Origin of the sequence: Paraburkholderia largidicola (assembly GCF_013426895.1) — a bacterium.
Taxonomy (GTDB): domain Bacteria; phylum Pseudomonadota; class Gammaproteobacteria; order Burkholderiales; family Burkholderiaceae; genus Paraburkholderia; species Paraburkholderia largidicola.
Genome location: NZ_AP023174.1, coordinates 61011 through 84415, shown reverse-complemented (window position 1 = coordinate 84415; position 23405 = coordinate 61011). Strand labels below are relative to the sequence as shown.

23 protein-coding genes are annotated in these 23405 nt (G+C 63.4%); 17 read left to right on the top strand and 6 right to left on the bottom strand.

Going from position 1 to position 23405, the window contains the following annotated elements; genetic code table 11:
- Positions 1-374 precede the first annotated feature (374 nt).
- Entirely contained in the window at positions 375-1418 is a 1044-nt protein-coding gene (gene mgrA / locus PPGU16_RS00390; RefSeq protein WP_180721215.1) for an L-glyceraldehyde 3-phosphate reductase, read from the bottom strand.
- 311 nt (positions 1419-1729) lie between these two features.
- Between mgrA and PPGU16_RS00385 the strand changes: the two genes are divergently transcribed.
- Positions 1730-1930 carry a DUF3185 family protein gene (locus tag PPGU16_RS00385; RefSeq protein ID WP_028363859.1) on the top strand — a complete coding sequence of 67 codons (201 nt, stop codon included), beginning with the start codon at positions 1730-1732 and terminating at the stop codon, positions 1928-1930.
- A gap of 12 nt (positions 1931-1942) precedes the next feature.
- On the opposite strand, the gene PPGU16_RS00380 is transcribed toward PPGU16_RS00385, so the two are convergent.
- Entirely contained in the window at positions 1943-2704 is a 762-nt protein-coding gene (locus tag PPGU16_RS00380) for a phytanoyl-CoA dioxygenase family protein (protein ID WP_180721214.1), read from the bottom strand.
- A gap of 414 nt (positions 2705-3118) precedes the next feature.
- On the opposite strand from PPGU16_RS00380, the gene PPGU16_RS00375 reads away from it, so the two are divergent.
- Positions 3119-3481 carry a hypothetical protein gene (locus PPGU16_RS00375; RefSeq protein ID WP_180721213.1) on the top strand — a complete coding sequence of 121 codons (363 nt, stop codon included), beginning with the start codon at positions 3119-3121 and terminating at the stop codon, positions 3479-3481.
- A 224-nt stretch (positions 3482-3705) separates the two neighbouring features.
- Here PPGU16_RS00375 and metK read toward each other — a convergent pair whose 3' ends face one another.
- Positions 3706-4893, bottom strand: a complete 1188-nt coding sequence (gene metK, locus PPGU16_RS00370; RefSeq protein WP_007744723.1) for a methionine adenosyltransferase — start codon at positions 4891-4893, stop codon at positions 3706-3708.
- Positions 4894-5166: 273 nt separating this feature from the next.
- On the opposite strand from metK, the gene PPGU16_RS00365 reads away from it, so the two are divergent.
- The 9 genes from PPGU16_RS00365 to hslU all read left to right on the top strand — a co-directional run bounded on the left by PPGU16_RS00365 (position 5167) and on the right by hslU (position 14573).
- On the top strand, positions 5167-6051 hold the full coding sequence (locus tag PPGU16_RS00365) for a lipid A biosynthesis lauroyl acyltransferase (RefSeq protein ID WP_180721212.1): 885 nt from the start codon (positions 5167-5169) through the stop codon (positions 6049-6051).
- 54 nt (positions 6052-6105) lie between these two features.
- Positions 6106-6966, top strand: coding sequence for a diaminopimelate epimerase (dapF, locus tag PPGU16_RS00360; protein ID WP_180721211.1), 861 nt, complete (start codon positions 6106-6108; stop codon positions 6964-6966).
- An 82-nt stretch (positions 6967-7048) separates the two neighbouring features.
- Entirely contained in the window at positions 7049-7768 is a 720-nt protein-coding gene (locus PPGU16_RS00355; protein ID WP_180721210.1) for a DUF484 family protein, read from the top strand.
- Positions 7769-7779: 11 nt separating this feature from the next.
- A complete protein-coding gene (xerC, locus tag PPGU16_RS00350) occupies positions 7780-8703 on the top strand; it encodes a tyrosine recombinase XerC (RefSeq protein WP_180721209.1) in 924 nt (307 codons plus the stop codon).
- A gap of 75 nt (positions 8704-8778) precedes the next feature.
- A complete protein-coding gene (locus tag PPGU16_RS00345) occupies positions 8779-9981 on the top strand; it encodes a class I SAM-dependent rRNA methyltransferase (RefSeq protein WP_180721208.1) in 1203 nt (400 codons plus the stop codon).
- Between the two features lie 178 nt (positions 9982-10159).
- On the top strand, positions 10160-11248 hold the full coding sequence (locus PPGU16_RS00340) for a CobW family GTP-binding protein (RefSeq protein WP_180722504.1): 1089 nt from the start codon (positions 10160-10162) through the stop codon (positions 11246-11248).
- Between the two features lie 604 nt (positions 11249-11852).
- The gene (gene dksA, locus PPGU16_RS00335; protein ID WP_012399496.1) at positions 11853-12272 is read left to right on the top strand and encodes an RNA polymerase-binding protein DksA; all 420 of its coding nucleotides are present in this window, start codon (positions 11853-11855) and stop codon (positions 12270-12272) included.
- Between the two features lie 414 nt (positions 12273-12686).
- A complete protein-coding gene (gene hslV, locus PPGU16_RS00330; protein WP_035987163.1) occupies positions 12687-13223 on the top strand; it encodes an ATP-dependent protease subunit HslV in 537 nt (178 codons plus the stop codon).
- 9 nt (positions 13224-13232) lie between these two features.
- A complete protein-coding gene (gene hslU, locus PPGU16_RS00325) occupies positions 13233-14573 on the top strand; it encodes an ATP-dependent protease ATPase subunit HslU (protein ID WP_180721207.1) in 1341 nt (446 codons plus the stop codon).
- A 99-nt stretch (positions 14574-14672) separates the two neighbouring features.
- On the opposite strand, the gene PPGU16_RS00320 is transcribed toward hslU, so the two are convergent.
- Together PPGU16_RS00320 and PPGU16_RS00315 are read right to left on the bottom strand one after the other, a co-directional pair.
- On the bottom strand, positions 14673-15215 hold the full coding sequence (locus PPGU16_RS00320; protein ID WP_180721206.1) for a response regulator transcription factor: 543 nt from the start codon (positions 15213-15215) through the stop codon (positions 14673-14675).
- Entirely contained in the window at positions 15212-16516 is a 1305-nt protein-coding gene (locus tag PPGU16_RS00315; RefSeq protein WP_180721205.1) for an ATP-binding protein, read from the bottom strand. Before PPGU16_RS00315 ends, PPGU16_RS00320 begins: the two co-directional genes overlap by 4 nt.
- Positions 16517-16630: 114 nt before the next feature.
- Between PPGU16_RS00315 and PPGU16_RS00310 the strand changes: the two genes are divergently transcribed.
- A complete protein-coding gene (locus PPGU16_RS00310) occupies positions 16631-18253 on the top strand; it encodes a tetratricopeptide repeat protein (protein WP_180721204.1) in 1623 nt (540 codons plus the stop codon).
- Here PPGU16_RS00310 and PPGU16_RS00305 read toward each other — a convergent pair.
- Entirely contained in the window at positions 18250-18531 is a 282-nt protein-coding gene (locus PPGU16_RS00305; protein ID WP_180721203.1) for a cysteine-rich CWC family protein, read from the bottom strand. The genes PPGU16_RS00310 and PPGU16_RS00305 overlap by 4 nt on opposite strands.
- A gap of 301 nt (positions 18532-18832) precedes the next feature.
- On the opposite strand from PPGU16_RS00305, the gene argB reads away from it, so the two are divergent.
- From argB to metW, 5 genes are all read left to right on the top strand, one after another.
- Entirely contained in the window at positions 18833-19732 is a 900-nt protein-coding gene (gene argB, locus PPGU16_RS00300; RefSeq protein ID WP_012399489.1) for an acetylglutamate kinase, read from the top strand.
- Between the two features lie 213 nt (positions 19733-19945).
- On the top strand, positions 19946-20725 hold the full coding sequence (locus PPGU16_RS00295; RefSeq protein ID WP_180721202.1) for a pyrimidine 5'-nucleotidase: 780 nt from the start codon (positions 19946-19948) through the stop codon (positions 20723-20725).
- A gap of 14 nt (positions 20726-20739) precedes the next feature.
- Positions 20740-21405 carry a nucleoid occlusion factor SlmA gene (gene slmA, locus PPGU16_RS00290; RefSeq protein ID WP_180721201.1) on the top strand — a complete coding sequence of 222 codons (666 nt, stop codon included), beginning with the start codon at positions 20740-20742 and terminating at the stop codon, positions 21403-21405.
- A gap of 238 nt (positions 21406-21643) precedes the next feature.
- Entirely contained in the window at positions 21644-22789 is a 1146-nt protein-coding gene (gene metX / locus PPGU16_RS00285; RefSeq protein WP_180721200.1) for a homoserine O-succinyltransferase MetX, read from the top strand.
- The gene (gene metW / locus PPGU16_RS00280; protein WP_180721199.1) at positions 22786-23394 is read left to right on the top strand and encodes a methionine biosynthesis protein MetW; all 609 of its coding nucleotides are present in this window, start codon (positions 22786-22788) and stop codon (positions 23392-23394) included. The genes metX and metW overlap by 4 nt, the downstream gene beginning before the upstream one ends.
- The last annotated feature ends 11 nt before the right edge of the window (positions 23395-23405 follow it).

Here is a 23405-nt window from a genome sequence, read left to right as displayed (position 1 = left end):
CCGACACACAGTTTGCCACCTGGGCGGCGGTGGACTGTGTGGCGCGGCATGCTGTAACGCGGGAGGGCGAAGCGGGTGAGGCGCATCGCGAGAGCGCTGGCAACGAACGTCGGTCACGTGGTTGCCGTGTGAAGTGTAAGAACCTGTGGGGGCCCTCAGGCAGGAACAAGAACTGGCGGTGTGAGCCGCTTTCTTTTGCCTACTTTTCTTTGCGGCGGCAAAGAAAAGTAGGTGCCGCCCCGCACAGGGGCAACGCATGAAAACCGAAAACATCACGCGGATGCCAGCGCGACGGCAAACCGCAGAAAGCCTGCGCAGCAAACACCGCCTTCCAGATACCAGCGACTGCAAAAACCAAAACCCTGCTCAACCCCTCAGATATGCTGATCCGTCGACGGCTTCTCCCACAGGTTCACACTACCTTCCGTCGCATACCGGTCGATCTCGGCCAGTTCTTCTGCCGTGAACGAAAGATTCTTCAGCGCAGCGACATTCTCGCGAACCTGCTCGGCCTTGCTCGCGCCGATCAACGCCGACGTCACGCGCGGATCGCGCAGCGTCCATGCGAGCGCCATCTGCGCGAGGCTCTGACCGCGACGCTGCGCGATGTCATTCAGCTTGCGCACGCGCTCGATGTTCTGCTCGCTCAGATGCTCCTGCTTCAGCGAGCCGCCGCCCGCCTTGTTGACGCGCGCATCCTGCGGCACACCGTTCAGGTACTTGCCAGTCAGCACGCCTTGCGCGAGCGGCGTGAACGCGATCGCGCCCGAGCCGGTTTCTTCGAGCGTGTCGAGCAGTTCCTCTTCGATCCAGCGGTTCAGCATGTTGTACGCCGGCTGATGGATCAGCAGCGGCACCTTGTATTCGGCAAGCAGCTTGGCCATTTCGCGCGTCTTCTGCGCCGAGTACGACGAAATGCCGATATACAACGCCTTGCCCTGCTGAACTGCGCTCGCGAGCGCGCCCGCCGTTTCTTCGAGCGGCGTGTCGACGTCGAAGCGATGCGAATAGAAAATGTCGACGTAGTCGAGACCCATGCGCTGCAGGCTCTGGTCGAGGCTCGCAAGGATGTACTTGCGCGAGCCGCCGCCCTGGCCGTACGGACCGGGCCACATGTCCCAGCCAGCCTTCGACGAGATCAGCAGCTCGTCGCGGTACGGCTTGAAGTCGTCCTTGAAGATGCGGCCGAAGTTGGTTTCGGCGCTGCCGTACGGCGGCCCATAGTTGTTCGCGAGGTCGAAGTGCGTGATGCCGAGATCGAACGACGTGCGCAGAATGTCGCGCTGCGTCGAGATCGGCGTGGTGTCGCCGAAGTTGTGCCACAGGCCGAGCGACAGCGCCGGCAGTTTGAGACCTGACTTGCCGCTAACGCGGTACTGCATGTCCGAATAGCGTGCTGAAGCTGCTTCGTAAGCCATTGCTGGTGTCCTTGTCGAGAACAGGAGTGGAGTCGGCGATGCGGCGTGCGCATCGCGTGAATAATGCGTGTTTGTTGTGATTGGTGATGCTTTGTAGCGAAGCGCCGCCCTTGCAGATGCCATACGCGGATACCCGCAATCTGATACCGGTATCACACCGGCACGCAGCGCATGCAGCAGCGGCGCAACACGCTATGTTAGCCAATCGCCGCGCTCGCTGCAGACGCCCACATTGCGGGAAGCGAACATGGACGTGGCGCCGCCCTTCACCTAGACTTTCGGCCACCGTAATCCATCGATAAGGAGTGTTCATGACCAAAGCGATCTCGCTCGCATTGATCGTCGGCGGCGTGGTGCTGCTGTACTTCGGCGGCCAGTCGTTTCATTCGTTCAGCAACGACGTGTCCCGCGTGTTCACCGGCTCGCCGACCAACAAGACCATTTTCCTGATCGCAGGCGGCATCGTCGCGACGCTCGCCGGATTGATCGGGCTCGCGTCGTCGAAGCGCTAGAACGCTGAACGCTCAGAACGCCACTTCCGGCTTGGACGCGGAGCGCGAACCCGGCAGCGGCACGTTGCTGGCGCCGTGATAGGTGAAGACCAGCGAGAACTTCACCTGATCGGACAGATTCTTCCCCGCCGAATGCAGCGTGTTGCAATGGAAGAAGACGACGTCGCCCGCTTTCAATGCGGGCGACACTGCTTTCTGGATCAGCGCGTCGTTCTCGGGCAAATCGGAGCGGAAAAATTTCGCGTCGTCGAAACGTTCGGACGTGAACGGCGCCGAGTGCGAGCCGGGCACGAACCACAGCGCGCCGTTATCGACGGTTTCGTCGCCGAGCGCGAGCCATACCGACACCAGATCGTCCCGCTCGAAGGACCAGTAACGCACGTCGCGATGCCAGCCCGTCAGGCTGCCGTACGCTGGATGCTTGGTCATCATGCAGTTGTGATGCGCGCGCGACAGGCGCGGCTCTTCGCCGAAATACAGTTCCATCCAGCCGCGAATCTCAGGCGCCGTCGCCCATGCGGCAAAGTGCGGATGACGCGCGTACGCATCCAGCAGCCGCCGCACCGTATGACCGCCCGGTGCGTGCTTCGACTCCGGCGCGCCCGGATAGCGCAGGTCCGCTTCGAATTCGACGGGATCGGCGGCTTCCTGCAACTGCTGGCGCGCGATCTGTTTCATCTCAGCGCAGCGCTCGGGCGTGATGAGACCCGGGACGATGACATAACCCTGATCCCGCAGCACCTGGATCTGCTCTTTCTTCGAATGGACTGACATGGACGTTCCGTTCAGCTAGCGTTCGTTCGACAACGGCTTCTCATTGTAAAACGGGCACGATCGTACCGGCGCCAGTCATGCGTTTCTCTTGCGCCAGACATGCAATCGGGGCGGGCGACGCTGCACGGCGGATGGGCAGCCATGCACGTTCGTCGAGCGCAAAGGGCGCGATCGTGCGGGCTTCGTCCTCGTAAAAACCCTGATCCCGCCAGACTTTCGACGGTCACGAATCACGTGTAGCCTGTCGTCCATGTCGATTGCAACACACGCTATCCCGCCATCGGCACGGCCATCCGCAGCCGCTGCTGATTCACTCCGTCTTTCCTCAGGCTATTGCGTCCCACTCGCTGGCATGGATGGTGCTGCTTTTGCCGCACCTTTCGTCGCGTGTTACGTCGCCTGATTCCTAAAGCCATGCACAGCCCATTGAGCACTCGCCTCACCCACGCGTTCAACGCCGCACGTCCCGCACGCCGTCATGTGGCGCGCGCGCTGCGTCACCATACCGCCCGCACGCGCGCGCTCGCCGAGCAATTGCGCGACGCGAAGCCCGTCGATAACGTGCGCGTCTGGTTCCGCACCTTCTTCAGCGCACTGAGTCTGCAAGGCGCGTCGCGGCGCTTCTCGCTGCGCACGCTGCTGCGCAACCCGGCGCCCGTGCGAATGCTCGGCGTGTCGCCGCGCGCAGCCAAGCCCGCGATCGTGACGCATCCGACGAGCCGCCGTCCGCGTCGTCTGTCGGTGACGAGCGAAGGCTGGTTCGCGTTTGCGCGCTGAGCGCGCGCCCGTTCGTTTCCGCCTTCGTACGCGATAGATGCGTCGCTGCGACCCTTAGTGCGTCGCGGCGCGCGCGAACTGCGGCGTACGCAGCTCGCTCGAAACCGCCCCATCAAAACAAAACGCCCTGCATGCGCTTCTCAACGCATGCAGGGCGTTTTCGCTTCCTGGGATCTGAACAGCACCGCGCGACAATCAGCCGCGCGGCGCATTCACAGCCTCACTCAGGCGAGCGCGGCAACCGGCTCCGTGCCGGCGGCTTCTGCCAGCGCGAGTGCCTTGTCGGTCGCTTCCCACGAGAATTCCGGCTCTTCGCGGCCGAAGTGGCCGTAAGCTGCCGTCTTTTCGTAGATCGGGCGCAGCAGGTCGAGCATCTGGACGATGCCCTTCGGACGCAGATCGAAGTGTTCCTGAACCAGACGCGTGATCGTCGCATCCGACACGCGGCCCGTGCCGAACGTGTTGACCATCACGGACGTGGGCTGTGCCACGCCGATTGCGTACGACACCTGGATCAGCGCGCGCGATGCGAGGCCCGCCGCGACGATGTTCTTCGCGACATAGCGGCCAGCGTAAGCAGCCGAGCGGTCGACCTTCGACGGATCCTTGCCCGAGAACGCGCCGCCGCCGTGCGGAGCCGCGCCGCCGTACGTGTCGACGATGATCTTGCGGCCCGTCAGACCGCAGTCGCCCTGCGGGCCGCCGATCACGAACCGGCCGGTCGGGTTCACGAGGAACTTGATGTCGCCCTTGATCAGATCAGCGGGCAGCGTCGGTTTGATGATCTCTTCGATCACGGCTTCGCGCAGTTGCGCCAGTTCCATTTCCGGTGCGTGCTGCGTCGACAGAACGACGGTGTCGATCGAGTGCGGCTTGCCGTCGACGTAGCGAACGGTGACCTGCGACTTCGCGTCCGGACGCAACCAGGGCAGGCGGCCATCGCGGCGCAGATTGGCCTGACGCTCGACGAGGCGGTGCGACAGGTAGATCGGCAGCGGCATCAGTTCGGGCGTTTCGTCGCACGCGTAGCCGAACATCAGGCCCTGGTCGCCGGCACCCTGGTCGAGGTTGTTGTCGTGCGCGCGGTCGACGCCTTGCGCGATATCCGGCGATTGCTTGTCGTACGCGACGAGCACCGCGCAGCCGCGGTAGTCGATGCCGTAGTCGGTGTTGTCGTAGCCGATGCGCTTGATCGTGTCGCGCGCGACCTGGATGTAATCGACGTTGGCCGTCGTGGTGATTTCACCCGCCAGCACGACGAGACCCGTGTTGCACAGCGTTTCCGCGGCAACGCGCGAGTATTTGTCCTGGGCGAGGATCGCGTCGAGGATGGCGTCCGAGATCTGGTCGGCGACCTTGTCCGGATGGCCTTCAGAGACGGATTCAGAGGTGAAGAGGTAGTCGTTAGCCACGTTACAGGCTCCTTTGTTGGTTACGGTTGAGTTTCACGTAGCCTGCTTCGAGCCTGAAGCGGCGACGCTTTAGCGGATTTCCTGACCGTCGGCCGGCTATCTGAAAGATAAGCGTCCGTCGGCTTCGCCCCGCAAGTTGTCTATTAACTCGGCGAAGCCCTTATTATAGCGACTTCTTTCTTTTGTCACAGAGTGTCTGCGCGTGCGGTATATCGACCTTTCTGCCGTTTTTCTTTACCCCGCGTGGTCTCGCGCACACTTCGGAGACGTCGCATGCTGAGCCGACTGGGCGTCAACCTCGCCATCGGTCTGCTCAAGCTGTTCGCTTTGCTGCCGTATGGCTTCGTCGCGCGTCTTGGCGACGGCCTCGGCTGGCTGCTTTATCAGATTCCGAGCCGCCGCCGCCGCATCGTCCATATCAATCTGAAGCTGTGCTTCCCCGAGTGGAGCGACGAGCGCCGCGAGGAAGTCGCGCAAAAGCACTTCCGGCACGCGATCCGCAGCTATCTCGAACGCAGCGTGCAGTGGTTCGGCTCGGCGAAAAAGCTCGAGAAGCTGATCCATCTGGACAGCGAAATCGACCTTACCGACCCGAATCTGCCGCCCACGCTGTTTCTGGGTTTCCACTTCGTCGGGATCGAGGCGGGTTCGATCTTCCTCAACTATTCGCTGAAACGCCCGTGCGGCTCGCTGTATCAGCCGATGTCGAACCCGCAGCTCGAAGAAGTGGCGAAAGCGCAGCGCGGCCGTTTCGACGCCGAAATGGCCAGCCGCGCCGACAGCGCGCGCATCGTGCTGCGCTGGCTGCGCGATCGCAAACCGGTGATGCTCGGCGCCGACATGGACTACGGCATGCGCAATTCGACCTTCGTGCCGTTCTTCGGCGTGCCGACCTGCACGCTGACGGCCGTCGGGCGTCTCGCCAAAGTCGGGCGGGCGCAGGTCGTGCCGTTCATCGGCGAAGTGCTGCCGAACTACAAGGGCTACAGGCTGAAGGTGTTCAAGCCGTGGGACAACTATCCGACGGGCGACGACGACGCCGACGCCCGCCGCATGAACGCGTTTCTCGAAGAGCAGATTCCGCGGATTCCCGAGCAGTATTACTGGGTCCACAAGCGCTTCAAGACGCGCCCGCCCGGCGATCCGAGTTTTTACTGAAGCACGGCGTCGCACAGTGGGCGAGAGGTCCGGCCAGTCACTTACAATAGCGGCATGAAACTGAAATTCACCAAGATGCACGGCGCGGGCAACGACTTCGTCGTGCTCGACGGCTACACGCAACCGCTCAACCTGACGGAGGCGCAGGTGCGCGCGCTCGCCAACCGGCATTTCGGCGTCGGCGCGGACCAGTTGCTGGTGGTCGAGAAGCCGACCGTCGAAGGCGTCGATTTCAGATACCGAATCTTCAATTGCGATGGCGGCGAGGTCGAGCATTGCGGCAACGGCGCGCGATGCTTCGTTAAGTTCGTGCGCGACACGCACCTCACCGACAAGCAGAGCGTGCGTGTGCAGGTCCAGAAAGGCGTGATTACGCTGACCATGCAGGCAAACGGCGAAGTCGTCGTCGACATGGGCACGCCCGTGTTCGAGCCGGCTCAGGTGCCGTTCGACGCAAGCGGACTCGATGCGCGCCGCGAAGGCAACGACGCGCTCTATCCGCTCGACGTCAACGGCGCGACGCGCTGGATATCTGTGGTGTCGATGGGCAATCCGCACGCGGTGCAGATCGTGGACGACGTCGAGGCGTTCCCCGTGCTGGTCGACGGTCCCGTGATCGAAAACCATCCGCGCTTCCCGCAGCGGGTCAATGCGGGGTTCATGCAGATCGTCAGCCGCAGCGAGATCAAGCTGCGCGTGTACGAGCGCGGTGCGGGCGAAACGCTGGCGTGCGGCACGGGCGCCTGCGCGGCCGTCGCGGCAGGCATCCGTCGCGGCTTGCTGGACGCGCCCGTCAAGGTGCACACGCACGGCGGCGCGCTGACCATCACGTGGAACGGAGAATCCGCGTCGCCGCTGATGATGGCGGGGCCGGCCGCCACTGTGTTCGAAGGCGAAATAGAACTGGCCGACTGAATGCATCACCGCCGCGCGGAGGCTGGACCGCGCGGCGCGGCAGCAAGACAGCAACGAAGCGCGCAACCATTAAGCTGAAACCATGAACGAACGCGAAGTCGCCGACTACCTGCTAGCCAACCCCGAATTCTTCGCCGAGCACGCGGAACTGCTGGCGTCCGTGCGGCTTGCCAATCCGCACGGCAAGGCCGCCGTGTCGCTGCAGGAACGTCAGATGGACATGCTGCGCGAGAAGAACAAGCATCTCGAGCGGCGTCTCGCCGAACTGCTGCGCTACGGACACGAAAACGACAGCATCGCGTCGAAATTCGGCCGCTGGACGACGCGTGTGATGGCCGAGCGCGATCCAGGCGCGCTGCCGCGCACGATCGCCATGGGCCTGCGCGACGTGTTCGACGTGCCGCAAGCGGCGTTGCGCGTGTGGGACGTGTCCGAGCCGTATTCGCAAGCGGAGTTCACGCGCCACGTCGGCGAGGAAGTGCGCATCTTCGCGAACAGCCTCGCCACGCCGTACTGCGGTGCGAATACGGGTTTCGAGGCAGCGCAATGGCTGACGGCCGCCGTATCCGCCGTTGCCGGCGAACCGACTCCCCCGGGCGACGGCCTGTCCGTGAACGGCACCGAATCGATCGCGCTGATCGCGCTGCGGGACCCGGAAGCGTCGAATGACGCCGCCGCGTTTGGGCTGCTGGTGATGGGCTCGCCCGATTCGCGCCGCTTCCACGACGGCATGGCCACCGATTTCCTCACGCAGATCGGCGCGCTCGCGAGCGCCGCGCTGAGCCGTCTGCTGCCGCGCTGAGCGCCCGCCACGTGACATCCGCCGACCCGATCGCCTCGTATCTGTCGAGCCTCGAGCACGAGCGGCGGTTGTCGGCGCATACCTTGCGCGCCTACACGCATGAACTGGACGAGCTGAAAACGCTCGCGAACGGGCGTCCGCTCGAAAATCTCACCGCCACCGATATCCGCGGCGCCGTCGCGCGCGCGCATGCGGGCGGGCTGTCGGCGCGCTCGATCGGGCATCGGCTGTCGGCGTGGCGCGCCTTCTACCGCTGGCTCGCCGGCCGCATCGAGCTGCCCGCGAACCCGGTCGCGACGGTGCGCGCACCCAAACGCGCGAAGACGCTGCCCAAGGCACTCTCCGTCGACGATGCCCACCGGCTGATGGAAGCGCCCGCAACGGCCACAGCCGAAGGCGCGCGCGATCACGCGATGCTCGAGCTGTTCTATTCGTCGGGCTTGCGCCTGTCGGAACTGGTCGGCCTCGACGTGCAATTCTTCGACGTCGACGGCTATCGCTCGACAGGCTGGCTGAAGCTCGACGAAGCGGAAGTCGAAGTGCTCGGCAAAGGCAACCGGCGGCGCATGGTGCCCGTCGGCAGCAAGGCGCTGGATGCACTCCGCGCATGGCTCGCGGTACGCGGCGAACTGGTGAAGCTCGATCCGCATCCGCTGTTCGTGTCGGCGCGCGGCAACCGCATGTCGCCGAACGTCGTGCGCGATCGTGTGAAGCGCATGGCGCTCACGGCGGGTATTCCCGCCAATGTTCATCCGCACGTGCTGCGCCATTCGTTCGCGACACACGTGCTGCAATCGAGCGGCGATCTGCGCGCCGTGCAGGAACTGCTCGGCCACGCGAGCATCGCCGCGACCCAGGTCTACACGAGCCTCGATTTCCAGCATCTCGCGCGCATCTACGACCAGGCGCATCCGCGCGCCAAAAAACGCGACTGACGCTGTCCGCGTCGTCAGTCATATCCGCTTTGCCGCTTCCGGCGGCATATTGTTCTGCTGAATCCTCACGAAGTCATGAATACCGTTACGCTGAAACCGTCGAAAGAGAAATCGCTGCTGCGCCGCCATCCGTGGGTCTACGCGAATGCGATCGACCGCGTCGACGGCAAGCCCGCCGCCGGCGCCACTGTGCTGGTGCGCGCGCACGACGGCCGCTTTCTCGCGCGCGCCGCGTACAGCCCGCATTCGCAGATCCGCGCGCGCGTCTGGAGCTTCGACGAAAGCGAACCCGTCGATCACGCGTTCTTCAAGCGCCGCGTGCAGCGCGCGCTCGCGCACCGTCAGTCGATGGTGCACAACACGGGCGCGACGCGGCTGATCTTCGGCGAGGCGGACGGCCTGCCGGGACTGATCGTCGATTACTACATCCAGGACGACGAAACGAAGCGCGGCCAGATCGTCTGTCAGTTCATGGCAGCGGGCGTCGAAGCGTGGAAAGAAGCGATCGTTCAGGCGCTGATCGGCGCGACGGGCTGTCCGAACGTCTATGAACGCTCGGACGTGTCGATCCGCGAAAAGGAAGGGCTCGAACAGACCGTCGGCGTGCTCGCCGGCGACGCGCCGCCCGACACGCTGATCGCCAGCGAAAACGGCGTGCGCTATCACGTCGACGTGCACAACGGCCACAAAACGGGCTTCTATGTCGATCAGCGCGACAACCGCGCGCTGGTGCAGGAATTGTCGAACGACCGCGACGTGTTGAACTGCTTCTGCTACACGGGCGGCTTCTCGCTCGCGGCGCTCAAGGGCGGCGCGAAGCGCGTGGTATCGATCGATTCGTCCGGCGAAGCGCTCGCGCTGGCTCAACAGAACGTTGCGGCGAACGGCTTCGACGCCGAACGCGCGACCTGGCTCGACGCCGATGCCTTCAAGACGCTGCGCCGCCTGTACGATGACGGCGAGCGCTTCGACCTGATCGTGCTCGATCCGCCGAAATTCGCGCCGTCGCGCGAGCACGTGGACCGCGCCGCGCGCGCGTACAAGGACATCAACCTGACCGGCCTCAAGCTGCTGCGGCCGGGCGGCCTGCTGTTCACCTATTCGTGCTCGGGCGCGATCGATGCCGAGCTGTTCCAGAAGATCGTCGCCGGCGCGGCCGCCGACGCGCGTGTCGATGCGCGTATTCTCAAGCGCTTGGGCGCCGGGGTCGATCATCCGCTGCTGACGGCGTTTCCGGAAGGTGAGTATCTGAAAGGCCTATTGTTGCAAATCGCCTGATCGCCCATAGTTAAGGCGTTATTTCCCTGGCGTTGACGGGGCTTTGGCCATGCAACAGCGGCGCTCCGGCACTTATGCTTCAATATCCAGCTGAATTCATGCGGTTCGGGCCCTGCGCGCAGCGTACGGTTCGCACCCCAGTTTGACGAACACAAGGCGACTTCACATGGCGAACAACATGATTCCCGTCACTATCCTGACCGGCTTCCTCGGCAGCGGCAAAACCACGCTGCTCAAGCGCATCCTGAACGAGAAGCACGGCATGAAGATCGCCGTGATCGAAAACGAGTTCGGCGAAGAGAACATCGACAACGACATCCTCGTGCAGGACACGGGCGAGCAGATCATCCAGATGAGCAACGGCTGCATCTGCTGCACGATTCGCGGCGACCTCGCGCGCGTGCTGGGCGACCTCGCCGCGCAGAAGCAGGAAGGCAAGGTGGACTTCGACCGCGTCGTGATCGAAACGACGGGTCTCGCCAATCCCGGCCCGGTCGCGCAGACCTTCTTCATGGATAACCAGATCGCCGACGAATTCCTGCTCGACGCGATCATCACGCTGGTCGACGCGAAGCACGCCAACGCACAACTCGACGAACACGAAGTCGTGCAACGCCAGGTCGGTTTCGCGGACCGCCTGTTCATCACGAAGTCCGATCTCGTCGACGAAAACGCGGTCGGCGACCTGCGCCACCGTCTGCTGCACATGAACCCGCGGGCGCAGATCCGCGTCGTGAACTTCGGTGAAGCGGACATCAAGGAAATCTTCGACCTGCGCGGCTTCAACCTGAACTCGAAGCTCGAAATCGATCCGGACTTCCTCGCCGAAGACGATCACGATCACGCGCATCACGATCACGACCACGACCACGATCATGATGACCACGCGAACTGCGATCACGATCACGGCAAGTGCGATCACGAAGGCCACGATCACGGCCATCATCATCACCATCATGCGCATCACGACGACAAGATCAAGTCGTTCGTCTTCCGCAGCGACCGCCCGTTCGATCCGAACAAGCTCGAAGACTTCCTCGGCGGCATTCTGCAGATTTATGGCGAGCGCCTGCTGCGCTACAAGGGCGTGCTCTACATGAAGGGCGTCGATCGCAAGGTCGTCTTCCAGGGCGTGCATCAGATGATGGGCAGCGACCTCGCGGCGAAGTGGCAACCCATCGAGAAAAAGACCAACAAGATGGTGTTTATCGGCATCGACCTGCCGCAAGACCTGATCACCGACGGTCTTGAAGCCTGCCTCGTCTGATTCGTTCTAATGGCTGGGGTGGACGCCGTTTGGCGTTTGCCCCCGCCGCCATCTGTTCGCTACCCCACGCGAAAACCGCGTCAAAAGCGCGAGCGCGGCAATTTAAAAGCCCGTTTGCGGTCAAAGCACGTGAAAACCCTGTTACGAGAATACGTGTACGACCATCGCTTTTTAGTGAACAGCGCGTTATATTTTCACGATAAGTGGAGTTTGCGGCACGGATTTCCCCCGCTTGCGGTTTCGTATTGTGATTCAGTTACAATACGGCCCCACTGGAGAAAGAGAACGATTTGCCCGGTGTAAAGCGCGTAGTCGCTTCGCAGCCGTGCCGGGCCGAAAAACGGCGCCGGAAAATCTAATCCGGGGACATCGCCGATATGCCGGCCGGTCACACTCCGGCGCATAACGCGCTGCCGGGAAGCATTGCCTCAGGAGCATTGGAAGAATCGGTTTCCAGAGGAGTTCGGCCCCGCATCGGCGCTTCGGCGTCACGACAGCCCACCGTCCGTGTTCGCCGGCGCTCATTTGAGCGTCATCGAGGCGCCTTTGCGGGCAACACGAAAGTGCGGGCAATGATTTGCCTCACATTGACGAAGCAAGCCAGATGACGACGAAACGACTCTTGACCGAAGCCGAAATCCTGAAGATGAGCGACAAGGATTACATGAATGAGGATCAGCTCGCTTTCTTCAAGAACCGGCTCGAGCAGCTGCAGGCGGATATCCTCCGCAATGCCGGCCAGACCACCGAGAACCTCCGCGAAACCGTGATCGTGCCGGACCCGGCCGACCGCGCGACGATCGAGGAAGAGCATGCGCTGGAACTGCGCACGCGCGACCGCGAACGCAAGCTGCTGAAGAAGGTGCAGCAATCGATCGCACGGATCGAGTCGGGCGAATACGGCTGGTGCGAGGAAACGGGCGAGCCGATCGGCATTCCCCGCCTGCTCGCGCGTCCGACCGCGACCCTGTCGCTCGAAGCACAGGAACGCCGCGAACTGCGCCAGAAGCTGTTCGGCGACTGATCGACGGGCGGCGCGGTTTTCGGGGTCCGCGCCCCAGATACGCTTCGTCAGAGGCGCACGGTGAACCGTGCGCCTCTTTTTTCTTTTCAGCCCGCGCTTTTATCGGCCCAATCGACGGTTTGCCCGGGCGAATCGGTAAATGCGCGCTGCATAACCTGATCTGCGCGCAGCCTGTCAGCACCTTTTACCGCCGCTGAAGCCTCGCGCAACGCGTTTCCCACTCACCGCATCCCATCCGCCTTTTCTCGCGCCTGTTCGACTCAGGCTCTTGATATGGCAGCGACCGCCCTAAAATAAATCCGACATGCGTTGCACGCGCGCGCGGCACCCAGCATCGCGCGCCGGCCGCTTTCGGATTCCGTGGTGGCGCATCGACGCCTCCGCGTCCACGCTAGTTTTGGAAAAGGAACGCATATGGAGCAATTTCACGGCACGACGATCGTCTCCGTGCGCCGCGGCGACAAGGTCGCGCTCGGCGGCGACGGCCAGGTCACGCTGGGCAACATCGTCATGAAGGGCGGCGCGAAGAAAGTGCGTCGCATCTACAACGGCAAGGTGCTGGTCGGCTTCGCCGGCGGCACGGCCGACGCGTTCTCGCTGCTCGACCGCTTCGAAGCCAAGCTCGAGAAGCATCAGGGCAATCTCACGCGCGCCGCCGTCGAGCTGGCGAAAGACTGGCGCACCGACCGCATGCTGCGCCGGCTCGAAGCCATGCTGATCACGGCCGACGCGACCACCACGCTCGTCATCACCGGCAACGGCGACGTGCTCGACCCGGAAGGCGGCATCTGCGCGATCGGCTCGGGCGGCGCGTATGCGCAGGCCGCCGCGAAGGCGCTCGCCGACAACACGGATCTTTCGCCGCGCGAAATCGTCGAAAAGTCGCTGGAGATCGCCGGCGACATGTGTATCTACACGAACCACAACCGCGTCATCGAGACAATCGAGTAAGGACACACGATGAGCACCATGACTCCCGCCGAGATCGTCTCGGAACTCGACAAGCACATCATCGGCCAGCATCGCGCGAAGAAGGCCGTCGCGGTTGCATTGCGCAACCGCTGGCGCCGCCAGCAGGTCGCCGACCCGCTGCGCCAGGAAATCACGCCGAAGAACATCCTGATGATCGGGCCGACGGGCGTCGGCAAGACGGAAATCGCGCGGCGCCTCGCCAAGCTCGCCGACGCGCCGTTCATCAAGATCGAAGCGACCAAGTTCACGGAAGTGGGTTATGTGGGCCGCGACGTCGACAGCATCGTGCGCGACCTGATCGAAATTTCGGTCAAGCAGACGCGCGAAACCGAAATGCGCAAGGTCCGCACCAAGGCCGAAGATCTCGCCGAAGACCGCATTCTCGACACGCTGCTGCCGGGGGCGCGCACGGTCGGCTTCGGTTCGGGTTCGGAGTCGGGCGGCGATGAATCGAACGCGACGCGCCAGACGTTCCGCAAGCGCCTGCGCGAAGGCCTGCTCGACGACAAGGAAATCGAGCTCGACATCGAGATGCCGCAACCCGCGATGGACATCATGGGTCCGCCGGGCATGGAAGACATGACCGAGCAAATCCGCTCGATGTTCGCGAACCTGGGCGGCGGCAAGAAGACGCGCCGCAAGGTGAAGGTGAAGGAAGCGCTGAAGCTCCTCACCGACGAAGAAGCCGCGAAGATGCTCAATGACGAAGAGGTCAAGGCGAAGGCCGTGCAGAACGTCGAGCAGAACGGCATCGTGTTCCTCGACGAAATCGACAAGATCGCGTCGCGCAGCGAAGCCGGCGGCGGCGAAGTTTCGCGTCAAGGCGTGCAGCGCGATCTGCTGCCGCTCGTCGAAGGCACGACGATCAACACGAAGTACGGGATGGTGAAGACCGATCACATCCTGTTCATCGCGAGCGGCGCGTTCCATCTCGCGAAGCCGAGCGATCTGATTCCCGAACTGCAAGGGCGCTTTCCGATTCGCGTCGAACTGGATTCGCTGTCGGTGAAGGACTTCGAAGCGATTCTCGACGCCACCGACGCCAGCCTCGTCAAGCAATATCAGGCGCTGCTCGAAACGGAAGACGTCCACCTCGAATTCGCCGACGACGGCATCCGCCGCCTTGCGGAAATCGCTTACTCGGTGAACGAGAAGACGGAAAACATCGGCGCGCGCCGTCTTTATACGGTGATCGAAAAGCTGCTCGAGGAAGTCTCGTTCTCGGCGGGCAATCATGCCGGCAAGAACGTGGTGATCGACGCGACGTACGTCGATCGCGCGCTGAACGAGGTCGCGCAAGACGAGGACCTGTCGCGCTACGTGCTGTAACGCGCGTCTTTACGCTGGCGAACGCCCAAACGAAAGGGCGGCGCTCCACGAGGAGCGCCGCCCTTTTTCATGCTCGTCCGCAAACAGGCGACGGCAAGGTCACTGCTTGACCGGCCGCTTCGCGAGCTTGCGCTGCAACGTGCGTCGATGCATGTTCAGCGCGCGCGCCGTCGCCGAAATGTTGCCGCCGTTTTCCGCGAGCACGCGCTGGATGTGCTCCCACTCCAGCCGCGCCACCGACAGCGGCGTCGGATTTTCGATCGCCTCTTCCGCCTGCAACGCGCTCGCTTCCGTTTGCAGCGCGGAGAGGATCGTTTCGACGTTCGCGGGCTTCGCCAGATAGTTATCCGCGCCGTCCTTCACCGCCTGCACAGCCGTCGCGATGCTCGCATAGCCCGTCAGCACCAGCATCCGCGCGTTCGGCTGCAGATCGCGCAGCGGCGCCACGAGATTCAGGCCGGAGTCGTCGCCCAGATGCAGATCGACGGTGATCTGCCCGAACTTCTGCTGATTCGCGAGGCGAATCGCTTCGTCGGCGTTGTGAGCCTCGGACACCGTGAAGCCGCGACGCGTCAGACCGCGCGCGAGGATGCCGGAGAACACTTCATCGTCGTCGATGACCAGAAAATTCTTATCGCTCATGCTTGCTTCTCCGTATTGGACGACGCGGCGCCCTGCCGGCCCGCGCCCGTTTGCTCGCGGGCCAAAGGCAACCGCAATACTGCGCGCGTGCCGCGCGGCTTGATTTCGCTGACGTCGGTGAGCTCGATCGATCCACCGAGCCGCGCCGCCGCCGAAAACGCCAGATACAGCCCGACGCCATGACCGCCCTGCGTGCTGTCGACGGGCGCCGCGCCCAGCACGCCACGCAGCGACGCGGGCACACCAGGCCCGGCGTCGCAGACCTCGAATTCGATGGAATCGTTGTCGGCGAGCTTCGCGGCGAGCGTCACGTGATCGCGGCTCGCGCGCGCGGCGTTGTCGAGCAGGATGGTGAGAATCTGGCCGACAGCGACGGTGTCGTCGACACTGACGTTCGCGGGCGGCTCGCCGAGGCGCTCGAACTTGACGTGCGGATGCCGCAGGCGCCACTGATCGGCGAAGGAGTCGAGCCATTCGTCGATCCGCTGGCGGCTGCCTTGCGTCGATGCGCGGCTGCGCAGGCGCGCGAGCGCCGACGTGCACAGCGTCATCTGCTGGTCGAGGATGTCGAGGTCGGCGGCGTAGGGCTTCAGGCCTTCGTCGCTGCGCGCGGCGTCGCGCAGTTCTTCCGTGAGCATCGCGATCGTCGACAGCGGCGTGCCGATTTCATGGGCAACCGTCGCGGCCTGCACGCCCAGCGCGACCGCGCGCTCGTCGCGCAGCAGACGCTGTTGCGCATCGCCGAGCGCCGCATCGCGCTGACGCAGCCCGCGCGACATGCGCGCCACGAACCACGCGATCAACCCGACGCTGACCATGAAGTTCACCCACATGCCGGCGCGGTAGTAGTCGAACAGATTCGCGGGATTGTCGAGATTGAGCGGCACCGATTCGAAGCCGAGCACCGCATAGCACGCCACCGCGAACGCGGCGAGCCATGCCATCAGATGCCAGGGCAGCACGGCAGCCGCAATCGCCAGCGACGGCAGATACAACGAGACAAAAGGATTGGTCGTGCCGCCCGACAGAAACAGCAACGCGGACAGCGCGCCGAGGTCGACCCACAACTGCCCGAATAGCTCGAGATTCGACTCGGGCTTCTGGCTCGCGACACGCAGCCAGGTCAGCCCGTTGAAAATCACTTCGAGCCCGATGATGAGCAACATGGCCGGCAACGGCAGCTTGACGCCGACAAAGATCTGGACGAACCCGATTGTCACGAGTTGCCCGATGATGGCAAGACTGCGTAGCCAGAAGAGATGCCCGAGATTGACCCGGCCGGTGACGGTTATGCGCTGCATCCTGCGAGTTTACCTGTTGGGAGGGGTCTGATTCATCCAGCGAATGATCGGAACTATAGTGTTCTTTGACGCTTCCGACGCGCCCGACATTCTCTACCCACAACACCCCAAACAATGGTTGATCCACATCAAGTTCTTTTGGATTCCTTCCAGACATTTCTGCGTCATGCTGTCGCAGCACTGCAGCAAGACGACCGGCAAGCCCATGACATCTGGCTTCAGGCGGCTTCCCATCTGTTTCCAACCGATCCCGCTTCGCTCGACGACATGATGCCTCAACTGGTCGCCCGGCAACGGGGCCGCGAGGCAGAGACGATTGCCCGTGCGTGTGCCGCGCTCGCGCCGCGCGATCCCAGAGCGCTCTTTCGCCTGGGCCTTACGCTGCAGTTGATGAACCGTCACGGCGATGCCGTTGCGCCCTACCGTGACGCGCTCGCCATCGAGCCCGACCTGTATAGCCTGCGCAACAATCTGGCGGGCGCGTTGATGTGGACGAATTCGTCTTCAGTGGAAGCGAACGAACTGCTGATGGCCGCGCTTCACCAGAATCCCGACGACGCGAACGTGTGGGTCAATCTCGCGAGGTCGCACCTCGCCCGGCTGGACCTCGACAGCGCGCTGGAAGCCGAGCGTCGCGCGATCGGGCTTCAGCCCGACAATCCGATCGTGCTCGGCAATCACGGGCAGACACTGCGCGAAGCGCAACAATGGGAAAACGCCGAGCGCTTCACCTTGGCCGCGCACCGCGCCGCGCCGGACACGCCATCGCACCTGTCCAACCTGAGCATGATCCATCTGCTGCGCGGCAATTACGCCGACGGCTGGCGCGAGCACGAAGCGCGCTGGGACGGATCGAAGGAACTCGCGGGCAGACGACCGGTGCTGCCCGGGCCCGCCTGGCGCGGCGAATCGCTCGCAGGCAAGACGCTGCTGCTGTGGGGCGAACAGGGGATGGGCGATCTGCTGCAGTTCTGCCGGTATGTTCCGTTGCTGGCCGAGCGCGTGCATCGCGAAGGCGGGCGTCTTTCGTGGAATTCGTTTCCGCAAATGGGCGCGCTGCTCGGACGCTCGCTCGCGCAACACGTCGATGAGTTCACACTAGGTGGCGGCATCGAGCACCTGCCGAAGTTCGACTATGAAATCTCGCTGCTCTCGCTGCCTTTGCTGTTCGATACGCGCGAAGAAACGATCCCGTCGACTGTTCCGTATCTGCAAGCCGATCCGCAGGCCGTCGACGCGTGGCGCCAACGCCTCGCCGGCGAAAAGCGGCTGAAGGTCGGACTCGTCTGGACGGGCAGCCACGGACACCAGCGCAATCCGTACCGCCGCGTCGGCCTGGAACGCTACGTCGACGCCTTCCGCGAGTTCGACAACGTCGCTTTCTATTCGCTGCAGCCCGGCGCCTCAGCCGAAGTGGCGGCAGCCCGCACGGCAGGACTCGATATCGCCGACCACACGGCCGAGTTCAAAAGCTTCGACGACACCGCCGCCTATCTCGGCGCGCTCGATCTGGTGATCACCGTATGCACGTCCGTCGCGCATCTGAGCGGCGCCATCGGGCAGCGCACGTGGGTGCTGCTCGACGTGAATCCGCATTGGGTCTGGCTGCTCGATCGCACCGACAGCCCGTGGTATCCGAGCGCGACCCTGTACCGGCAGTCGCAGTTCGCGCAGTGGGAACCGGTGTTCGACAAGCTGACGCGCGACCTCTCGGCACTGTCGGATTCGCGCGCCTAGTCCGGCGCGGGCGCGGCGCTTCCTTCCACTGCGCGCGTGCGTGCGATCGCATCGGCCAGGCATTCGGGGCATAGACAGCCGGTGCCGGCGTCGAGCGCCTCGGTGGGCATTGCGGGCATCGATACACACCAGCACGCCTCGCGGCCGCCGCGCGCACCGCAGTCGAACACACGGCGGCAGCGCGGGCAGCGCGCGCTGGACATCGCGGAAGATCCAGTCGATTCGAATGGGGACGGATTCATGACAACGGGCTGAAACCGGTCAGTGGATTCAGACATGATGCCACTTCGCGCAAGCCAGCAAAACGCCTGCCCGCTGCCGCCCATCCGGGCCGCCTTTCGAGGCAGGCCTTTTCGTTCGCGCGACAGAACTAACCAGCCTGGCAACGGCCCAAACCTTTCGCCGCTCCCTGCAAATTGCGCGTGAACATTGCAACCGTCACCCGTGAAATCCGCTTTTCCGCACTGCGGCAAAATGGCCACGATCACCGCGACGGCACACGTCAGTTTCACTATTGCACCGCGCCAGTTGTGTACAATCCGGCGTTGTTTTCACCGTTTCCGTGTCCGAGCCGCCGCCATGTCCGAGTCTCCCGACCTGTCCCAGATCGCCCCCACGCTGAAGGCTGAAATTCTCGCCGAGGCGCTGCCTTATATCCGCCAGTACCACGGCAAGACCGTCGTCATCAAATACGGCGGCAACGCGATGACGGAAGAGCGCCTGAAGCAGGGCTTCGCGCGCGACGTGATCCTGCTGAAGCTGGTCGGCATCAACCCGGTTATCGTGCACGGCGGCGGTCCGCAGATCGATCAGGCGTTGAAGAAGATCGGCAAACAGGGCACGTTCATCCAGGGCATGCGCGTCACCGACGAAGAGACGATGGAAGTCGTCGAATGGGTGCTGGGCGGCGAAGTGCAGCAGGACATCGTCACGCTGATCAACCATTTCGGCGGTCACGCGGTCGGTCTGACGGGCAAGGACGGCGGCCTGATCCACGCGCGCAAGCTGCTGATGCCGGATCGCGACAACCCCGGCCAGTACATCGACATCGGCCAGGTCGGCGAAGTCGAGGCGATCAACCCGGCCGTCGTGAAGGCGCTGCAGGACGATGCGTTCATTCCCGTCATTTCGCCGATCGGCTTCGGTGAAGACGGCCTGTCGTACAACATCAACGCGGACCTCGTCGCGGGCAAGCTGGCCGTCGTGCTGAACGCCGAGAAGCTCGTCATGATGACGAACATCCCGGGCGTGATGGACAAGGAAGGCACGCTGCTGACCGATCTGTCCGCGCGCGAAATCGACGCATTGTTCGCCGACGGCACGATCTCGGGCGGCATGCTGCCGAAGATCTCGTCGGCGCTCGACGCCGCCAAGAGCGGCGTGCGTTCGGTGCACATCATCGACGGCCGCATCGAGCATTCGGTGCTGCTCGAAATCCTGACGGAGCAGCCGTTCGGCACGATGATCCGCTCGCACTGAGCGGCTTCATTGCGTCACGTATCACGCTGACTCACGCTTCACGCGAAGCACGGCACGCTGGCCGCCGTGCTTCGCAGAAGGCATACTGGCCTTCGGTCTTTCGCGCAGTGTCCTGCGCTGTCTCGAGCTTTCCCTTTGCACGCATCGCGCGCCGCCCGTGTCGCACGGCAGCGGACCGCCTCGCGCGCTTGATATCTACCACGCCGCAACATCATGCGCACTTTCCGTCCGAAGCGCCGTCGGCCGCAGATTCACGCCGGCACGCCCGTCTGGCTGTTCGATCTCGACAACACGCTGCATCACGCGTCGCACGCGATCTTCCCGGCCATCAACTCCGCGATGACGCAGTACATCATCGATACGCTGCAAGTCGAGCGCGACGAAGCGAACCGCCTGCGCACCGGCTACACGCAGCGCTACGGCGCGGCGCTGCTGGGACTCACGCGCCATCATGACGTCGATGCGCACGACTTCCTCGACTACGTCCACACGTTCCCCGATCTGCGCGCGATGCTGCGCAGCGAGCGCGGCCTGAAACGGCTCGTCGATGCGCTGCCCGGCCGCAAGATCGTGCTGACCAACGCGCCGGAAGCGTACGCGCTCGACGTGCTGAAAGAACTCGGCATCGAGCGGCTGTTCGAGCGCGTGATCGCCATCGAACATATGCGCGACCGCCGCTACTGGCGCGCCAAGCCGGATCACGGGATGCTGCGCCGTGCGATGCGAGACGCGCATGTGCGTCTCGCCGACGCGGTACTTGTCGAAGACACGCGCAGCCATTTGAAGAATTACCGGCGGCTCGGCATCCGCACGGTGTGGATCACCGGCCACCTGCCGCAGCATGTCCGCCCGGACGGTTCGCTTGCGCGATTGCCGGGCACCGGTCGCCCGCACTATGTCGACCGCTGCATTCGTTCGCTAAAATCGTTGAGACTGGGCACCCGCCCGGGCAGGCCGATCGAACCACTCACGGAGCATCCGGCCTGGCGATAACAGGGACGACAGACATGCAGCCTATCCGCAAGCATGACGAGGACGTAACCGAAGAACAGTCAACCGCACCGCGCGCGACGCGCCTGAAACCGGGCGAACGGCGCGTGCATATCCTCCAGACGCTGGCCGCGATGCTGGAGGCCCCGAAGAACGAAAAGATCACCACGGCGGCTTTGGCCGCGCGCATCGGCGTATCGGAAGCGGCGCTGTATCGCCATTTCGCGAGCAAGGCGCAGATGTTCGAAGGGCTGATCGAATTCATCGAGCAGACGCTTTTCGGGCTCATCAACCAGATCATCGCGAAAGAGCCGAACGGCGTGCTGCAGGCACGCGCAATCGCGCTCATGTTGCTCAATTTTTCAGCGAAGAATCCCGGCATGACGCGCGTGCTGACCTGCGAAGCGCTCGTCGGCGAACACGAACGGCTGACCGAGCGCGTGAATCAGCTGCTCGAGCGCGTCGAGGCGTCGCTCAAGCAGTGTCTGCGACTCGGATTGATGGACGCGTCGAGCCACGCCGAACACAATCCAATCCCCCTGCCCGCCGACTACGATCCCGTGGCGCGCGCGAGTCTTTTGCTCAGCTACATCATCGGACGCTGGCATCGTTTCGTGCGCAGCGGCTTCTCGCGTGCACCGATCGAACAGGCCGACGCGCAACTGCGCCTCATCCTGCAGTAGCCGGCCAACGCAGGCGCGGCGCATTTTCCGCTATACTCTGCGCTTGACCGTTCTTGACGGTCCAGAATTGCACAACGCGCCGATTTGCTGACTCGATTGCGGGCGCGCGAACCAGCGGATGGAGTTCATCCATTCCGGTTCACTATAAATGCGGCTAAAGAGGTCGTCAGCCGCGCACATGCTCCTTCCGCGCCATCGCCGACACCATTTAGCCGCCCCATGTCAGAAGGCGGAATGAATGGAATCGATCGGGATCGTCACTCCACAAACAATGCATTTCTCCGAGCCGCTGCGTCTGCAGAACGGCAGCTCGCTCGCGAACTACGACCTCGTCGTCGAAACGTACGGCACGCTCAACGCCGCGCGCAGCAATGCCGTGCTCGTGTGCCACGCACTCAATGCGTCGCATCACGTGGCGGGCGTCTACGCGGATGATCCGAAGAACGTCGGCTGGTGGGACAACATGGTCGGCCCCGGCAAACCGCTCGACACCAACCGCTTCTTCGTGATCGGCGTGAACAACCTCGGTTCGTGCTTCGGTTCGACCGGCCCGATGAGCATCGATCCGTCGACAGGCGTCCCCTACGGCGCGCGCTTCCCCGTCGTGACGGTCGAAGACTGGGTGAACGCGCAGGCGCTCGTCGCCGACACGTTCGGCATCGAGAAATTCGCGGCCGTGATGGGCGGGAGCCTGGGCGGCATGCAGGCGCTCGCGTGGAGCATGATGTATCCCGAGCGGCTCGCGCATTGCATCGTCGTGGCATCGACGCCGAAGCTCTCGGCACAGAACATCGCGTTCAATGAAGTGGCACGCTCGTCGATCCTGTCGGACCCCGACTTCCACGGCGGCAACTACTACGCGCATAACGTGAAGCCGAAGCGCGGCTTGCGCGTCGCGCGGATGATCGGCCACATCACGTATCTGTCGGATGACGACATGGCCGCGAAGTTCGGCCGTGCGCTGCGCCGCGCGGAAGGCGCGGAGGATGCCTACAACTTCAACTTCGACGTCGAGTTCGAAGTGGAATCGTATCTGCGCTATCAGGGCGACAAGTTCGCCGATTACTTCGACGCGAACACGTATCTGCTGATCACGCGCGCACTCGATTACTTCGATCCCGCCAAAGCGTACGACGGCGACCTCACGGCCGCGCTCGCGCATACCAAGGCGAAGTATCTGATCGCGAGCTTCACGACCGACTGGCGTTTCGCGCCCGCGCGCTCGCGCGAACTGGTGAAGGCGCTGCTCGATCACAAGCGCCAGGTCACGTACGGCGAAATCGATGCGCCACACGGCCACGACGCCTTTCTCCTCGACGACGCGCGCTACCACAACCTGATGCGCGCCTACTACGAACGCATTGCTGCAGAGGTGAACGCATGAACCAGCGCGCTCTCGATTATCTTGCGACGCGGCCGGATTTCCGCGCGATCGCCCGTTGGGTCGAGCCGCGCGGGACAGTGCTCGATCTGGGCTGCGGCGACGGCTCGCTGTTGTCACTGCTGATGGAAGAACTCGAAGTGACGGGCTACGGCATCGAGATCAACGACGTCGGCGTGCTCGCTTCGACGAAGAACGGCATCAACGTGATCCAGCAGAATCTGGAAGACGGCCTGCGCCTGTTCGAAGACGGCAGCTTCGATTTTGCGATCCTTTCTCAAACGCTGCAGACCATTCACCAGACGGCCGCGATCCTGCGCGAGACGGTGCGGGTCGGTAAGGAATGCATCGTTTCGTTCCCAAATTTCGGGTATTGGGCGCACCGCCTGTCGGTTTTGCAGGGACGCATGCCCGTGTCGAAGTCGCTGCCTTATCAGTGGCACAACACCCCGAATGTGCGTGTGTTGACCATCAAGGATTTCGAGGCGCTCGCGCCGGAAGTCGGTATCGAGATTCTCGACCGCGTCGTGCTGCATGGCGGCCAGCAGGTGCGATGGGGCGTGAACTGGCGTGGTAGTCTTGCGGTCTATCGCGTCAAGAAAAGCTAACGTCACTATCT

Coding starts and splice junctions, on each gene's coding strand:
- PPGU16_RS00380 (WP_180721214.1), bottom strand. CDS start 2,704: ATGTCAGTCCATTCGAAGAAAGAGCAGATCCAGGTGCTGCGGGATCAG.
- PPGU16_RS00295 (WP_180721202.1), top strand. CDS start 19,946: ATGCGCACTTTCCGTCCGAAGCGCCGTCGGCCGCAGATTCACGCCGGC.
- dapF (WP_180721211.1), top strand. CDS start 6,106: ATGAAACTGAAATTCACCAAGATGCACGGCGCGGGCAACGACTTCGTC.
- metW (WP_180721199.1), top strand. CDS start 22,786: ATGAACCAGCGCGCTCTCGATTATCTTGCGACGCGGCCGGATTTCCGC.
- PPGU16_RS00320 (WP_180721206.1), bottom strand. CDS start 15,215: ATGAGCGATAAGAATTTTCTGGTCATCGACGACGATGAAGTGTTCTCC.
- metX (WP_180721200.1), top strand. CDS start 21,644: ATGGAATCGATCGGGATCGTCACTCCACAAACAATGCATTTCTCCGAG.
- PPGU16_RS00375 (WP_180721213.1), top strand. CDS start 3,119: ATGCACAGCCCATTGAGCACTCGCCTCACCCACGCGTTCAACGCCGCA.
- hslV (WP_035987163.1), top strand. CDS start 12,687: ATGGAGCAATTTCACGGCACGACGATCGTCTCCGTGCGCCGCGGCGAC.
- PPGU16_RS00310 (WP_180721204.1), top strand. CDS start 16,631: ATGGTTGATCCACATCAAGTTCTTTTGGATTCCTTCCAGACATTTCTG.
- PPGU16_RS00315 (WP_180721205.1), bottom strand. CDS start 16,516: ATGCAGCGCATAACCGTCACCGGCCGGGTCAATCTCGGGCATCTCTTC.
- PPGU16_RS00365 (WP_180721212.1), top strand. CDS start 5,167: ATGCTGAGCCGACTGGGCGTCAACCTCGCCATCGGTCTGCTCAAGCTG.
- PPGU16_RS00305 (WP_180721203.1), bottom strand. CDS start 18,531: ATGTCTGAATCCACTGACCGGTTTCAGCCCGTTGTCATGAATCCGTCC.
- hslU (WP_180721207.1), top strand. CDS start 13,233: ATGAGCACCATGACTCCCGCCGAGATCGTCTCGGAACTCGACAAGCAC.
- slmA (WP_180721201.1), top strand. CDS start 20,740: ATGCAGCCTATCCGCAAGCATGACGAGGACGTAACCGAAGAACAGTCA.
- argB (WP_012399489.1), top strand. CDS start 18,833: ATGTCCGAGTCTCCCGACCTGTCCCAGATCGCCCCCACGCTGAAGGCT.
- dksA (WP_012399496.1), top strand. CDS start 11,853: ATGACGACGAAACGACTCTTGACCGAAGCCGAAATCCTGAAGATGAGC.
- PPGU16_RS00340 (WP_180722504.1), top strand. CDS start 10,160: ATGATTCCCGTCACTATCCTGACCGGCTTCCTCGGCAGCGGCAAAACC.
- mgrA (WP_180721215.1), bottom strand. CDS start 1,418: ATGGCTTACGAAGCAGCTTCAGCACGCTATTCGGACATGCAGTACCGC.
- PPGU16_RS00355 (WP_180721210.1), top strand. CDS start 7,049: ATGAACGAACGCGAAGTCGCCGACTACCTGCTAGCCAACCCCGAATTC.
- PPGU16_RS00345 (WP_180721208.1), top strand. CDS start 8,779: ATGAATACCGTTACGCTGAAACCGTCGAAAGAGAAATCGCTGCTGCGC.
- PPGU16_RS00385 (WP_028363859.1), top strand. CDS start 1,730: ATGACCAAAGCGATCTCGCTCGCATTGATCGTCGGCGGCGTGGTGCTG.